Here is a 14,706-nt window from a genome sequence, read left to right on the forward strand (position 1 = left end):
ATGACTCTGACAGGCACTATGCTGATCGGTCAGCACTCCATTCCCGGCACCCGCGCAGCCATCCGCGCGATCAACCCAGCCATCGATGCTGCGCTGGAGCCGGCCTATCCCGGCGGTTCCACCGAGCAGGTGGCCCAGGCTTGCGCGTTGGCGTGGTCAGCCTTCGACAGCTACCGCGAGACGTCCCTGACGGCGCGTGCTGAGTTTCTCGAAACCATCGCCAATGAAATCGAAGCCCTCGGCGATGAACTGCTCGAGCGTGCCGTGGCCGAAACCGGCTTGCCCCTCGCGCGGATCCAAGGCGAACGGGGCCGCACCTGCCAGCAACTGCGCACCTTCGCCCGCACCGTACGCGCCGGCGAATGGCTGGACGTGCGGGTCGATAGCGCCCAACCAGGCCGCCAGCCCCTGCCCCGTGCCGACCTGCGCCAACGCCAGGTGCCGCTGGGGCCGGTGGCCGTATTCGGCGCCAGCAACTTCCCGCTGGCATTCTCGGTGGCCGGCGGTGATACCGCTTCAGCCCTCGCCGCCGGTTGCCCGGTGATCGTCAAGGCCCACGGCGCCCACCCCGGCACCAGCGAACTGGTGGGCCGAGCGCTGGCCCGTGCCGTGAAGCAGTGTGGCCTGCCCGAAGGTGTGTTCTCGCTGCTGTACGGCGCTGGCCGCGAAGTGGGGATTGCCCTGGTCAGCGACCCACGGATCAAGGCGGTGGGCTTTACCGGCTCGCAAAGTGGCGGCATCGCTTTGTGCCAGGCGGCCCAGGCGCGGCCGGAGCCGATCCCGGTGTATGCGGAAATGAGTTCGATCAACCCGGTGTACCTGTTCCCGGCCGCCCTCAAGGCGCGCGGCGAAGCGCTGGCGCAAGGGCTTGTCGCCTCGTTGACCCAGGGCGCCGGGCAGTTTTGCACCAATCCCGGGCTGGTGATTGCGGTTCAAGGTCCGCAACTGCAGCAGTTTGTCAGCCTCGCCAGCGACTTGCTGCAACGCAGCCCGGCACAGACCATGCTCACCCCGGGCATCTTCCAGGCCTATGAAGCGGGCGTCGGCGCACTGGCCGAGCATGCCCACTGCGTAGCCAGCGGGTTGCCGGCGCAAGGGCCGAACCAATGCCAGGCGCAGCTGTTTACCACCCACGCGCAAGACTTCCTTGCCAACCCGCATTTGCAGGCCGAAGTCTTCGGCGCCGCCTCGCTCCTGGTGCAATGCGCCGATAACCAACAAATGCGCCAAGTGACCGAGCACCTCGAAGGCCAGTTGACCGCCACCTTGCACCTGGATCAGGACGATCTTGAGCAGGCACGGGCATTGCTGCCGGCCCTTGAGCGCAAGGCTGGCCGGCTGTTGGTCAATGGCTGGCCGACCGGGGTCGAGGTGTGTGATGCCATGGTGCATGGCGGGCCCTTCCCCGCGACCTCGGATTCGCGCTCGACCTCGGTCGGCACCGCCGCGATCCGGCGTTTCCTGCGGCCGGTGTGCTACCAGGATTTCCCCGACAGCCTGCTGCCCGCAGCCCTGAAACAAGACAACCCGCTGGCGTTGCGACGCTTGCTCGACGGCCAGAGAGAAGCCTGAACATGCAAGACAACCGTCAACCCGAGATCGACATTGCAGTGGTCGGCGCCGGCATCATCGGCGTCGCCTGCGCGCTGCAACTGGCGCGCCAGGGCCGGCGCGTGGTGGTCATCGACCAGCAGGACCCGGGGATGGGCGCCTCGTTCGGCAATGCCGGGCATCTGGCCACCGAACAGGTGTTCCCCATCGCCGACCTGTCGATCCTGATGCGCCTGCCCGCGATGCTCATGGACCCCATGGGCCCGCTGCGCCTGGACTGGAAATACCTGCCCCGTGCACTGCCCTGGTTTGCTCGCCTCTTGTTAAACCTGCGCCCGGCCGCTTACCAGCGCACGGTCGCCGGTATCCGTGCCCTCAACGAAAGCAGCCTGGGCGCCTGGCAGCGCTTGTTGGCGAACATCGACCGGCCCCAGTTGATGCGCGAGGATGGCTCGCTGCTGGTGTTCGAGCGTGCAGAGTCGCGACAAGCGATTGAAGGTTTGCAAGCACGTATGACCCAGCAAAACGTGCCGGTGGACTGCTGGTCGGCCAGCGCCGTGCAACAGGCGGCACCGCAGTTAAGCGAGCGGATCCAGGGGGGCTTGTTCTTTCCCCGCACCGGGCATTTCCTCGATCCGTATCGCGTGGTGTGCGAACTGGTCGAGGCCGCCAAGGCCAGCGGCGTGACCTTTCTCAAGCGCCAGGTCCAGGATGGCCAGCTTCAGGCCCAGGGCATTGCACTGATCACCGACCAGGGCCGCTTGGCCGCACGCCAGGTGGTGATCGCCTGCGGCGCCCACTCGGCCAGGCTCACCCAGGCGCTGACGGGCAAAAAGGTGCCCCTGGACACCGAGCGCGGTTATCACCTGATGCTGCCCCATGAGCAAGACCGCTTGCCCTTCGCCGTCACCTCGCTGGAGCGCAAGTTCATCATGACGCCCATGAGCGGTGGGCTACGGCTGGCCGGCACCGTGGAATTCGCCGGCCTCGACCGCCCGCCGAACATGCGGCGCGCCTGGCAGTTGCACCGGCTCAGCCGCGGCCTGTTGCGTAACGAACTGAGCGCTGAGGACGCCACGCCGTGGATGGGCTTTCGGCCCTCGTTGCCGGACTCGCTGCCGATCATCGACCGGGTGTGCGACGGCAAGGTGTTGCTCGCTTTCGGGCATCAACATTTGGGGCTGACGCAAGCGGCCGTCACTGCCGAGCTGGTCGCCCAGTTGGTATCGCCGATCTCCCTGCCCCTGCCCCTGGGATTGCCGGCATTGGCGGCCTATCGGTTGGATCGGTTCTGACGCAGGCCTTGCAGGAGCAATCACTGGTAAATAATCGTAAACGTCGCCGAGGCATTCGCCGGGCCGGGGGTTACCTTGCTCGCCGTCTGCAGGTAACGGGCGCGCAAGGGGATCGTATAACTCCCCTCGTTGGGGCGCAGGGTGAGGCCGCTGCTTTGGTTGGCCCCAAGGATGACCGAGTTGCCGTTGCGGTTCTGCACCTGCACGCCAACCCCTGTGGCGGCGGGCGCACTGCCCGTGGCGCCAGGGTCGAGGCTCAGTACACCGTTATTCGTGTTGATCGCCGTACGCGCGGGGTCGATGCGGTACTGCAGGGTGTTACGCACCAGAGAGCCACTATCGACGTTCGTACCAAGAGGCGACGTGCCACTTTGCGATGACCAGGCCGGCCCCGTTGTCGTATAGATCCCGTTGAACGCCGGGCAGTCATTCAAAGCGATGGAAAAATCCGTCCAGCCCGTGCTGCTGTTGAGCCCGGTGAACTTGGAGGTCAGATGAGAGCCCATGGGCACCGAGACATCCGGTGTACGACAGGTACTCGAGACAATCTGGATATTGCCGGAGATCCCCATACTGAAGCCGCGCATTCTCGCATCGCCGAAGTTGCCGAACAGACTGACGACCGGCAACGTACTGCCCACCAATACACCAGGCGTTACATCGCCCAGTTTGATCAAGATCAGCTCAAAGTTCGAAGGCCCGTCAAATGGGACCAAACACCTGTAGCCAGATGTGCATGTGGTCCATGCCTTGCCAGATTGCCTTGGCAGCAGGCCGCCCGAGCTGTTGAAGGCAACCCCCAGCCCCGGAATGCTGGTTCTATAGACCTTGTTGGCGTAGGTCCCGCTGGACACATTGGCCATGGCATAACTGGAGTCGACTGTCATCTCAGTCCACTGCTGATACGGGGCATAGAGGCATTCAAGCTTGGGCGCCTGGCCCGCAGCCATGCTGAAGCGCTGACGATATACCTCGGTACCCACCGGCAGATCGCGCCCGATAGTGATCGCCGAAATCTGCAATGGCATGGAGCCCACGGCCGGCTGGATACCCTCCATGTAGGTGCAGGTGACCGCCATGGCCGTCCCCGCCGCCGCCCACAATGCCGCGACGGCCAGGCCCGCCTTGATCAAAGCGCCAATATTCATAACTGTACCTTTTGAAGAGTGTTGGGCTGCACGCTGCCAGCGACTTGCTTACCGGCCGCACAAACCGCGTCTACCTGTTGCAATTGCTGCCCTTCGCCGGGGCCCGCCGGGATGACCAGTGCGCACTGTTGATGGGTCTTGCTTCCCCAGTTGATCAGTAACTGACGGGTTTGTGGCTTGATCCGTGCGTAGAGCTGGCCACCCTGCCCGACCACACCGACCGAGGTGCCGTCGATATCTGTCACGCCAGCACCAAAGGGCAGGCTGCTGCCATCGTCGAGGCGTACGTTGAGCAACACTGCGCGGCCCTGGTTGGTGGTGTACTTGAGGTGCACCACCGCACCGGCACGCGGGGCCACCTGTTGGCTGGTTTCGCTGAGCTCGACGTCCAGCGAGCTACCAATAGGGTCGATTGCCACTTCGTTCAACTCATATGGCCGCAGGTACGGCACCACGGCATTGCCGCGGCTGTCGAGCTTGAGGCCAGGGTAGCCGGACACCTTGGCCCCCTGCGCACCCGGGGCACTGACCACCGCCATGGTTTCACCGCGATAAGGAGTCATGGTCACCCCATCGGCATGCGCCACCACGCTGCCGCTCGCGCCCACCGAGGCGCTGGTGTAGCCATCACCGCGTCCCAGGGCAGCGCTGAGCATGGCGCGCGCGCCGGTGTATTGGCCATTGAGGGCCGCGCTCTTGCTGTTACTGGCACCGTCATGGCCGACTGTCGCGCCGTAGCCATATTGACGGTCCTCGCCAGCGGTGCCGCTGATGCCGGCCTGCTCGCTGTAGTTGCCTTGGGAGTCACGTCCTACCTGTGCGGTCATTTGCGGGCTGAAGCCTGGACCGCCAAATTCCAGAGGCATGCTCATGGTCAGCAAAAAGCTGTTTTCCATGTCCCCCAGGCCCATTCGGCTGCGGTTGGCGTTCACACTGAAGCTGATGCGATTGAACTGCTTGCTGTAACTGAACTGGTACTGCAAATCACTGCCCGGCAGGTTCCAGTAGTTCTGCGCATAGCCGCTGATTGCCACTTGCCCCCACTCCCCCAGGCTCTGGTCGGCGGTGACCGAAAAGCGACTGCGCGGGCGCCCGAACATGCTGGTGTCCCACCCCGTTTTCTCGGCATCGAGCAGTTGCATGGCGTTACTGAAGTCCAGGTATTCGCTGGTAGAAAAACGATAAGCCGCAACGGTGAAGTTACTGCCCGTGCTGAGCACATTTTTGCTGTAGGACACCCGCATGCTCTGCCCTTTGGCGGCACCGGTGGCCAGGTCGGTCTGGGCGTGAGTCAAGTCGATGGCCATGGCACCGATCGGCGTACCAAACGCCAGGCCGGTGAGCACGGCGGTGTAGTCATCGCTGGACTGCATCCCGGCAAATCCGGTGAACGTATTGTTCAGGCCATATTGCACAGTGCCTTGTAGCAAGCGCGATTGCTTGTCGACGTAGTTGTTGCGGGTCTCGCCTGCGGTCAGGCTGAAACGCGAGGTACCGGGGCGCAGCAACTGGCTGACCGAGGCATAGGGCACGATGAAGTTCTGCTCGGTGCCGTCGGCTTCCGCCACGCTGACGCTGAGGTCGCCGCCGTAGCCAGTTGAATACAGGTCATCAATCACAAATGCCCCGGGCGCCACGGTGGTTTCCAGCAGGATGTTGCCGGCCTGGCGAATGGTCACACGGGCGTTGGTGCGTGCAATCCCACGGATCACCGGGGCATAGCCGCGCATGGAGTCGGGCAGCATGCGGTCGTCACTGGCCAGTTGCACACCACGGTAGGCCAGGGTGTCGAAGATCTCGCCGGTGGTGTTGGACTCGCCCACCGTCAGTTGGCTTTTCAACGCGGTGATGTCGCGTTGCGCATAGGAGTCCAGGGCTTGGTAATTATTGCCCTGACGTGACTGCCAGCTCATCGACGCGTTGTGGCGCAGGCGCCAGTCACCCAGGTTGAGGCCGGTGTGCAGGCCCAGGAATGCCGAGTCAGAGTTGCCACTGCGGGTACGGTTACGGCTGCCATTGAAGCTGTAGCTGAGCATGCCTGCGGTCACGCCGCGATCCCACAGTTCCGGGCTGACGTATCCCCGGACATTGCGCCGCAGCGCCGCCTGGGGAATGCTCAGGTCGAGGGCCTGGTTTTCCGGGGAAAAATTCGCGGTTGCACCCGGGATCAGACTGCCCACGGCGGCACAGCCCTGGCTGTCCAGCGCCAAAGTGCTTTCAGGCGACAGCTTGCTCATCTCCACGCCCTGACGCTCAAGCAAGCTACGCGTCATGCAGACCACAGGCTTGCTGCCGTCGGCCTGGGCGTCGATGCGAATGTCCTGGCGGCTGTTCAACTGGCCGTTAAGCACTACGTCTGCACGGTATTGCCCGGGCATCACCGGGTTGCCGGTCTGGTAGGCGCCCAAGTCGAGATTGCGCGAGTCTTCAGGCAGGAACGCATCGTTGAACTGCACCTCTTGCGCCAGCGCACCCTGTATACCCCATGCACCTGGGGCGATGGCCAATACCCTGAGGATCAAGGCAGAGAGCGGATTCAAGGCGAAGCAAGGCCGCGCCCGCAGAGAAAGCCTGCAGCTGGAAGAGGTCGACATAAATGACTCGCGACTAAAAAACTTGAGGTTTAATCAGGGCTTGAGCGCTTTACGGGTCGGGATCAGTGCGCCGTAATCGTTGATAGCGCTGAACTCCACCTGAGCACCCGCAGCCGGTCGGACCTTGAGCGTTGGGAGCACAAATTGGCGGGTTTCACCCGGAGCGATCATGCCGTCTTCACTGCGCTCACGCTGGGCGCCAGCCACCAGTTCCAACTCGATCAGCGAAACATGGAACGCCGACGGATTGAAGGCCTGCAAGGCCAAGCCTTGCCCATCGCGTGCGGGCACCAATTGCCACTGCACCTGCTCGATCGCCTCGCTGGCAGTGCCTGGCAAGCCGGTCGGGCGATAAAACAATTTGATCCGCGAACGGAATGCCATTTGCAGCGTATTGATATCTGCACCCGCCTCGGGCTTGGGTGGAATTTCCAATACGTTGAGCCAGAACACCGACTCTTTGTCCTGGGCCATTGGAGCCCCGGTAAACAACACCCGCAGGCTTTGGCCCTTGGTCGGATCGATGCGCGCCACCGGCGGTGAAAGCAGGAACGGCGCCTTGGAGCTGGTCGGAGTCGACTCGACGCTGCCGGTGTCGATCCACGACTGGATCAGCGCTGGCTGCGTGCCATTGTTGTTGAGTTTTACCGTGATTTCTTTCTGGTCCGCCGGGTAGAGCAGGCGGGTTCCGGTAATCACTACACCCCCGATAGCCTGGGAACACGTCAGTGTCACAAGGCTTGCCAGGAGCAATTGTCTGAGGGCAGATGTGCAAGGCATTACGTAATCCCGTTGCTGCCTGGAAGCACGCCCTTTTGTTGCTGAACAGGGCGTGTATCCATGAGCGGCGACTTACTGATAATTGATGGAGTAAGTCACGGAGCCAACTACGGTACCCGGAGTGGTCGGGGCTTGAGCGTAGTACTGGACAGCGTATGGCAGGATGGCGGCCTTGGAGGTTGCATTGATGGCAATACGGCTGGTGGAAGTGACCTGCGCAGTGTTGCCGGCCTTGATCGCGTTGCCATTGGTTGCGTCAACCAATTGCAGCTGAACCTGGGTGGCAGTACCGCTCACGTTCTTCAGGTTGCCGCTGGTTGCATCAACGCTGCCGCTCGACTCAAAGAATGCAGCAGCTGTTTTCAGCGCGGCAGAGCAATCGCTCAGCTCGATATTGAAACCGGTCTGGCCTGCCACTTGGCCTTTTGCTCCCAGGGCAGCGGTAGAGATGGTTGGCAGCGTGACAGTCGACGGGCTCGCACCAGCCGCGCCGTTAACCGCAACCTTGCAGGTTTCGGCTTTCAGTTCGCCGTTGAAATCGATTTTGCCGTCTGAAGCCAGAGCAACGGTAGAGGCGGTGGCAGCGACCAGTACAGCGAGGGCGCGGGCTTTGTAATTCATGAGTAACTCCGAGAGAGCGATGTTCTACAGTAAGTTGTAAAGCCTCCGTTTATCGGAGAGCTTCTGTGCTGTTGCGGGGCCAAGTTTAGGGAGCCCACATCGAACTCAATATAGGAGTGCTCTGAAAAACAATTGAGCACGGTAAATTCCAAACAATTAAACCCACTATAAACTTACTGTTGCACTGCACTGCTTAATGAAAAAAACATTAATAGCCCGTCTATAGGAGCACTCCTAAAAACAGGCGCTGCAATGTTTATCAATAGAGAAGCTGCGAACAACCGGTGGCCGCCATCGAGCTTTATCGAGGCGGTGAGGCATATGTTGCGGCAGGGCATGCAATTCGCGGCGATTGCATCATTCCCAGAGCAACCTGTCCTGCTGTGAAGCCCCTACTCTGCCTAGGCTCCACAGGGAAGCCCGGCCCTGTGCTCAAGCAGGCTACGGGCATGACCCGCAACCGCTTCTGCTGGCCAGTTCACTTCGTCCTGCAACATCACTTCGATACGCTGCGCCGTGGCCGCGAAGTCCTCCCAACCGACGTCCAACGCGGCAGTGCGCAGCCTGTGTAGCGCCTCCAGCGCCATGCCGCGATCGCGCAGGGCAAGTAGTTCTATGAGGCTGTTAAGTTCCTGGCGCACGGCCTCCGGCGACCCTGGAGTTTCCGGGTACTCTGCAACTTGTGGCGCCGGGGTTACTTCGCACCAGAGTTCAATCATCTGCTGCAACATGGCCTGTTGGAGCGGTTTGCTCAGTACACCATCCATACCGGCATCGAAACAACGTTGCAGGTATTCATTCCCGCTAAATTGCGAGAGCGCGATGATCGGGCAATATGAGCGTTCCTGTTGGAGCTGCGACTCACGAAACGCGCTGACCATGCGCTCGGCGTCGCCCTCTGGCGAGTCACAGTCGATCAGCACCATATCGACCCGGTGCGCACTGAACAACGCCACCGCCTGGTCGGCATCAGCCGCCAGCAGCACCGCGCAACCAAGGCTGTCGAGTTGTGCCTGCAACACTTGCCGACTGGGTAGCGAGTCGTCCACCACCAACACCTGCAAACCGTTAGCCGATTCCGCGCTCGGCGCAGGCTCAGGTGCCGGCAGTTGCGGGGAAACAGCCGGCTCAACTGGCAACCGCACCTCGACCTGGGTACCGACCCCCTGCAAGCTGCTGAGCACCAACCTGCCACGCATCAACCTGACCAGGCGCCGGCAGATCACCAGGCCCAGGCCGGTACCGCCAGTGCGTCGATAGGATTGCTTGGCCTGGGCATACGGCCGGAACAGCGAGGCTTGCGCCTGCTTGGACAAGCCTATGCCCGTATCGATGACCCGGATCACCAGTTGTCGCACCTCGGCCGCAGGCTTTTCCAGCTGTAGCAACTGCACCTCTACCCGACCCACATCGGTGAACTTGACGGCGTTGCAGATCAGGTTGCGCAGCACCTGCGCCAGACGCAGTTCGTCCAGCAACAATGGGTCGCCGGGACGCTCGCCGGTGACGAGCAGCTCAATGCCCTTTTCCTGCGCTTGCGTTCGATGCTCGTCGACTACCCGCAAGACCAGCGCCCATGGGTCCACCGGTTCAAGATTGAGGGCCAGTTGCCCGGCTTCCATCTTGGAGATATCCAACACATCATCCACCAGCCGCAGCAAGGTATTGGCGCCGCTATTGGCCAAGCCGGTGAAATGTCGCTGCTGCTCATCGAGCGGGGTGTGCTCCAGCAGTTCCACGGCGGCCAGCACTGCGTTCATCGGCGAACGCACTTCATGGCTGATGACCGCCAGGAACATCGCCTTCTCCCGTTCGCTGTTCATGGCCTGGCGCCGTTGCAGGCGACTTTGCACGACCAGTCCGACGAGCACTGCCACCACGGCCAGCAGCAACCACAGCTCACTTTGGTAGTGCTCGGCAATGGCCTTGACGGTAGGAATGTCCAGGTCCATATCCGCAAACCAGGCGTCATAGATCGCCTTGCGCTCTTCGCCGCTGATGGAAGCCAGCACCTTGTCCAAAATAGACAGCAGGAGCACATCGCTGTCACGTACGGCCATGCTCACACCGGTATGCAGCAACGGCAGCACCCCAGAAATCTGCAGTACCCCATGATATTGGCGGGACAGGTAGGGAATCAGCAGCCATTCCGAAGCAATCGCCGCGTCCGTGCGGCCGTCCTTGACCATCGCCATCATGTCCAGCGCATTCAGGGCAGAAACAATGGTTATCCCCGGGGCCTTACGCTTCAAAAAAGCGACGTAATCCTCCTCGCGCCCCAGCATCACCACCCGCTTGCCGGCGAGTTGCTCCAAGTCGGCAAACGGTTGATCGCCAAAACGGCTGACGATAACGGTCGAGCTGGTGTTGTAGGGCGTGGTGTAACGCAGCCCGAGATCCTTTGCCGGGTCATCGTCCCGGCGCCGGGTGGACAAGATATCGACTTCGCCGCTGATCAGCATGTCCTTGCGGGCGCTGCGCGTAGTGGTGGTGACGGGTTCGAAATACAGGCCCGTGCGCGATGCAATCAACCCCAGGTATTTGGCTGACAACCCTCTGAGTTGGCCATTGCTGATGTATTCAAAAGGCAGCAAGTTATCGAATACGCCAACACGCAGCACCGGATGGGCAGCAATCCAATCACGCTCCTGCTGGGTCAACTCCAGCGGCGTCGGGCCGGCCTGCACCCCGACGCCCAGGTTTCCCAGCACGAACGCTATCAGCAGCAGGCGTAGCAATTTGGCGTTCATCGCTGGGTCACCCGCGTGGCACGCGCGGGCGGCAGCACTTCCAGGGGAGCATCCCCGCCCAAGGCCCGCCAATGCTCAACCAACGCCCGCAGGGCCTGGGCGTAGGCCGGGCTATCCCAGCCCTCCTGCGCACGCAGCAGGCGCTCCAGATACTCGGCACTCTGCCCCAGGGCCAGCCACTCCATAATCAGCGCAGCACCGTGCAGACGATGGGCAACGTGGACGGCGCTGGGGCGGTCACAGAGCGCTATGGCCTTGATCAGGCTCCCCAGGTCACTGGCCATCTCCCGATTGATCGCCGCCTGATCCAGCTGTGGGGCCATCAGGCTCGCACGGGGTGCAGCCAGGGTGACGTCGCACCAACGCTCGATCACTTCGCGCAGTTGCCCAAGGCGTATCGGCTTGCTCAATGCGGCGTCCATCCCAGCATCCATGCAACGTTTGAGGTGCTGTTCACCGGTCAGGGCAGAAATGGCAATGATTGGGCAGCGTGGACGCCCCAAGCCGCGCTCGAACTCACGCAGTTCGCGAACCAGGCTGTAACCGTCCTGGTCCGGCAGGTCACAGTCCATCAGGATCAATTGGTAGGCCTGCTGCGCGAACAAGCTGTGGGCCTGGGCGGCATCGGCGGCGATCACCGCCTCGCAGCCAAAGCCGCCGATCTGCGCCCGCAGCACTTCCTGGTTGGCCAGAGTGTCTTCCACGACCAGGATTTGCAGGCCGCCCGTCTCGGCCTCTGGCGCGGACTGCTGAATCTGCGGTGGTTCAGCAGTCTGGGGGGCAACCGTTACCGGCACGCAGAGGATGAAGGTCGTGCCAACCCCCGGCTCACTGCTGAGTGTGAACGACCCCTGCATCAAGTTCGCCAGTTGCTGGCAGATCACCAGGCCCAGCCCGGTACCACCGGAGCGCTTGTAGGATTGACTGGCCTGGGCATATGGCCGGAACAACGACGCCTGTACCGCTTCGCTGATACCGATCCCGGTATCGCGCACCTTGACTTGCAACTGTTGACCACCGGCCGGTAGGGCCAACAGGCACAGCTTGATGTCGACACCGCCGGCATCGGTGAACTTGATGGCATTGGAAAGCAGGTTATGAAGAATCTGCGTCAGGCGGGAGCTGTCGAGTAACAGCAAGGGCAGCGCGGTGTGGATGCTCACATTCAGGCTCAGGTGCTTTTCCCGGGCGCGCAGGCGGTGCAAGCCCACTACGCCCTGCACCAGCGCCGTCACATCGGTCGGTTCAATGCTCAGGCGCAACGCCCGCGCACCCGAGCCTGGCGTGTCCAGCACGTTATCCAGCAAACGCACCAACGCATTGGCGCCGCCATTGGCAAGGTGCACAAAGTGGCGCTGCTGCTCATTGAGCCGGGTGTGCCCCAATAACTCCATGGCCGCCAGCACGGCATTCATAGGCGAACGAATTTCATGGCCCATGACCGCCAGGAACATGGTTTTTTCCTGCTCGTTGCGCACAGCCTGACGCCGCCTGCGATGGCCGCGATAGACCAGCACACACAGGCTGGCCAGCACCAACGCCCCCATGATCAGGACATGCCAGTAGTGGCTGGAGATGGCAAGCAGGGTTGGAACATCCAGATCCAGCTCGTGATACCAGTGGTCGTACATGTCATTGCGTTGCTCGGCAGTGATCGAGCCCAGGACTTTTTCGAGGATCGAATGCAGCAGTGCCTGGTCCGAGCGAACCGCCATGCTGACATCCAGCATCTGGCTGCCGACCACACCTGAAGCCTCCAGGATGCCCTGGAACTGGCGGTACAGATAAGGCATCAGGAAGGTTTCCGTGGCAACGGCCGCGTCAGCACTGCCATCCTGGACGCGGGTCAGCATCTCCAGGGCCGATTTGCTTTTGATCAGCGTGACCTCGATTCCTGATGCTCCGACGATCTCTTCGTAATGATCCACGTCAGGAACCATCACGGTTTTGCCATGCAGTTGGTCGAGGTCGAAAATATCCGGGCCTTCGAAACGCGTCACGATGATCGGCGAGGTGGTCTGGTAGGTCAGCAAGGCAAGGCCCTTGGTGGCCGGCTCAGACCTGAAACGCAAGTAAGAGGACAGCAGATCCACCTGGCCATCGAGGAGCATTTGCTCGCGTATCTCAATGGTCTTTCCCGGAACATAGGTGAATTCAAGGCCGGTGGCATCGGTCACCAATTGCAGGTAATGCACTGAGCGTCCCTGCAGGGTGCCATCACGCATGTACTCAAAAGGTATCAGGTCTTCGACCACGCCCACCCGCAACACCGGATGCTGCTGTATCCAGCGCTGCTCCTGCTCGCTCAGTTGAACCGGGCCAGCAGCGAAGACGGCCCCTCCAAGCGACCACAACAACAAGCCCCCCAACCACCACCGCCTCATGGCGAGCCAATGATTTTGTTGAGCTTGAACAGTTCGTTGTTCGACGTAACCCCCAGCTTGCGAAACGCCGAGGTTTTCTGGGTGCTGATGGTCTTGATGCTGCGATTGAACTTCTCGGCAATTTCAGTGATGGTCATGCCCGCCAGGTAACAACGAATGACCTCCTGCTCGCGACTGGTCAACTCCGCCAGGATCAGGGCGTCCGGCACTTCGTCAGAGCCTTTGCGGGTATCACTGGTGACGGTTTCGGCCAGGCGATAGGTCATGTCGGGACTCAGGTACACCGCCCCCGATGCCACTTTGCGGATGGCCTTGACCAGCTGGTCCATGTCCTCACCCTTGCCGACAAACCCGCGGGCTCCGACACGCATGGCCAGGCCCACGGTCGCCGGGTCGTGGTGGGTGGACAACACAAGGATGTGGCTAGCGGGAAACTTGACTCGCAAGGCACGGATCAATGAGACGCCGTCCAACTCCTCGGGACTCAGGGAGAAATCCAGTAGCAGCAAGTCTGCAGGCGCCGTGGCGAGACCGGCGATCAGGTCGCGGCTGCGCTCATAAATGCCTACTACTTCAAAGTTCGCCTCGGCCGCCAGGGTATTGGCCAGACCATGTCGAACAACCGCGTGATCATCCAACAAAGCAATACGTATAGATTTCATTATGATCGAGCCCACTCAACCCAGCGCAAGCCGCGCTGCCGAAAACAGGGATACCCAACGATAGAACAGTATATGCAACAAGCGGCAAATGACACGGCGCCAACCCGCCAGGTTCAGATACCTTCAATGAGGTGCTTGATCTTGAATAGCTCGTTGTTCGATATCACACCCAACTTGCGAAAAGCCGAAGCCTTTTGGGAGCTGATGGTCTTGATGCTACGGCTGAATTTCTCAGCAATTTCGGTGATGGTCATGCCCGTCAGATAACAGCGAATCACTTCTTGCTCACGGGCAGACAGACTGACAAAGCGCAACGCGTCCTCGCGATTGCGCGCCTCGCCGTCATAGTTGACCGCAGTGGCTTCGGCAACCCTGTAGGCCATGTCCGGGCTCAGGTAAACCGCCCCCGACGCCACCAACCGGACGGCGTCGACCAACTGACCCATATCTTCACCCTTGCCGAGAAATCCCCGGGCACCGGCACGCAAGGCCAGGATCACGGTGGCGGCGTCATGGTGCGTAGAGAACACCAGGATGCGGCATTGTGGAAACTTCACCCGTAACGCTCGAATCAGTAACACGCCATCCAACTCGCTGGGCCCCAGGACATAGTCCAGTAACAGCACCTGCGCCGGGTCCTTGGCCAGCCCTGCCAATAGTTCACGCGTACGGGCGTAGACACCGACCACTTCAAAATCAGGTTCCTGCAGCAATCGATTGACCAGGCCATGTCGCACGATTGCATGATCATCCAGCAAAGCAATTTGTAAGCGTTTCATAGATCACAGGACACTCGGCGGCGGCAAAAACTGAGTGCAACACCTGACCTTTCCGGTACGGTGCTGCCCCTATGTCTTATACCGAACTCAGCGTTGAAGAGCGCGCCACCATTCAAATCAGTCATGCCCAAGGCTTCAGCCT

The 14,706-nt window shown here is 61.3% G+C and carries 10 protein-coding genes; 2 read left to right on the plus strand and 8 right to left on the minus strand.

Going from position 1 to position 14,706, the window contains the following annotated elements:
- Positions 1-1,572, plus strand: a complete 1,572-nt coding sequence (locus AC19YY_RS28325; RefSeq protein WP_500605186.1) for an aldehyde dehydrogenase (NADP(+)) — start codon at positions 1-3, stop codon at positions 1,570-1,572.
- 2 nt (positions 1,573-1,574) lie between these two features.
- The gene (locus tag AC19YY_RS28330) at positions 1,575-2,846 is read left to right on the plus strand and encodes an NAD(P)/FAD-dependent oxidoreductase (RefSeq protein WP_500605187.1); all 1,272 of its coding nucleotides are present in this window, start codon (positions 1,575-1,577) and stop codon (positions 2,844-2,846) included.
- 20 nt (positions 2,847-2,866) lie between these two features.
- Here the strand turns inward: AC19YY_RS28330 and AC19YY_RS28335 are convergent, their stop codons facing one another.
- The 8 genes from AC19YY_RS28335 to AC19YY_RS28370 all read right to left on the minus strand — a co-directional run bounded on the left by AC19YY_RS28335 (position 2,867) and on the right by AC19YY_RS28370 (position 14,564).
- Positions 2,867-3,994 carry a fimbrial protein gene (locus AC19YY_RS28335; protein ID WP_169954306.1) on the minus strand — a complete coding sequence of 376 codons (1,128 nt, stop codon included), beginning with the start codon at positions 3,992-3,994 and terminating at the stop codon, positions 2,867-2,869.
- Positions 3,991-6,534, minus strand: coding sequence for a fimbria/pilus outer membrane usher protein (locus AC19YY_RS28340; protein WP_500605188.1), 2,544 nt, complete (start codon positions 6,532-6,534; stop codon positions 3,991-3,993). The genes AC19YY_RS28335 and AC19YY_RS28340 overlap by 4 nt, the downstream gene beginning before the upstream one ends.
- An 87-nt stretch (positions 6,535-6,621) precedes the next feature.
- A complete protein-coding gene (locus AC19YY_RS28345; RefSeq protein ID WP_307830297.1) occupies positions 6,622-7,287 on the minus strand; it encodes a fimbria/pilus periplasmic chaperone in 666 nt (221 codons plus the stop codon).
- Between the two features lie 153 nt (positions 7,288-7,440).
- The gene (locus tag AC19YY_RS28350) at positions 7,441-7,989 is read right to left on the minus strand and encodes a fimbrial protein (RefSeq protein ID WP_169954308.1); all 549 of its coding nucleotides are present in this window, start codon (positions 7,987-7,989) and stop codon (positions 7,441-7,443) included.
- 401 nt (positions 7,990-8,390) lie between these two features.
- Positions 8,391-10,739: an ATP-binding protein gene (locus tag AC19YY_RS28355; RefSeq protein ID WP_500605189.1), complete on the minus strand. Its 2,349-nt coding sequence runs from the start codon at positions 10,737-10,739 to the stop codon at positions 8,391-8,393.
- On the minus strand, positions 10,736-13,099 hold the full coding sequence (locus AC19YY_RS28360) for an ATP-binding protein (RefSeq protein ID WP_500605190.1): 2,364 nt from the start codon (positions 13,097-13,099) through the stop codon (positions 10,736-10,738). Before AC19YY_RS28360 ends, AC19YY_RS28355 begins: the two co-directional genes overlap by 4 nt.
- A gap of 20 nt (positions 13,100-13,119) precedes the next feature.
- Complete coding sequence (locus AC19YY_RS28365; RefSeq protein ID WP_169954311.1) at positions 13,120-13,785, minus strand: response regulator transcription factor; 666 nt, start codon at positions 13,783-13,785, stop codon at positions 13,120-13,122.
- A 113-nt stretch (positions 13,786-13,898) separates the two neighbouring features.
- On the minus strand, positions 13,899-14,564 hold the full coding sequence (locus AC19YY_RS28370) for a response regulator transcription factor (RefSeq protein ID WP_169954312.1): 666 nt from the start codon (positions 14,562-14,564) through the stop codon (positions 13,899-13,901).
- Positions 14,565-14,706: the final 142 nt, after the last annotated feature.

Source organism: Pseudomonas sp. MF09156 (assembly GCF_059862305.1).

Coding starts and splice junctions, on each gene's coding strand:
- AC19YY_RS28325 (WP_500605186.1), top strand. CDS start 1: ATGACTCTGACAGGCACTATGCTGATCGGTCAGCACTCCATTCCCGGC.
- AC19YY_RS28330 (WP_500605187.1), top strand. CDS start 1,575: ATGCAAGACAACCGTCAACCCGAGATCGACATTGCAGTGGTCGGCGCC.
- AC19YY_RS28335 (WP_169954306.1), bottom strand. CDS start 3,994: ATGAATATTGGCGCTTTGATCAAGGCGGGCCTGGCCGTCGCGGCATTG.
- AC19YY_RS28350 (WP_169954308.1), bottom strand. CDS start 7,989: ATGAATTACAAAGCCCGCGCCCTCGCTGTACTGGTCGCTGCCACCGCC.
- AC19YY_RS28355 (WP_500605189.1), bottom strand. CDS start 10,739: ATGAACGCCAAATTGCTACGCCTGCTGCTGATAGCGTTCGTGCTGGGA.
- AC19YY_RS28365 (WP_169954311.1), bottom strand. CDS start 13,785: ATGAAATCTATACGTATTGCTTTGTTGGATGATCACGCGGTTGTTCGA.
- AC19YY_RS28370 (WP_169954312.1), bottom strand. CDS start 14,564: ATGAAACGCTTACAAATTGCTTTGCTGGATGATCATGCAATCGTGCGA.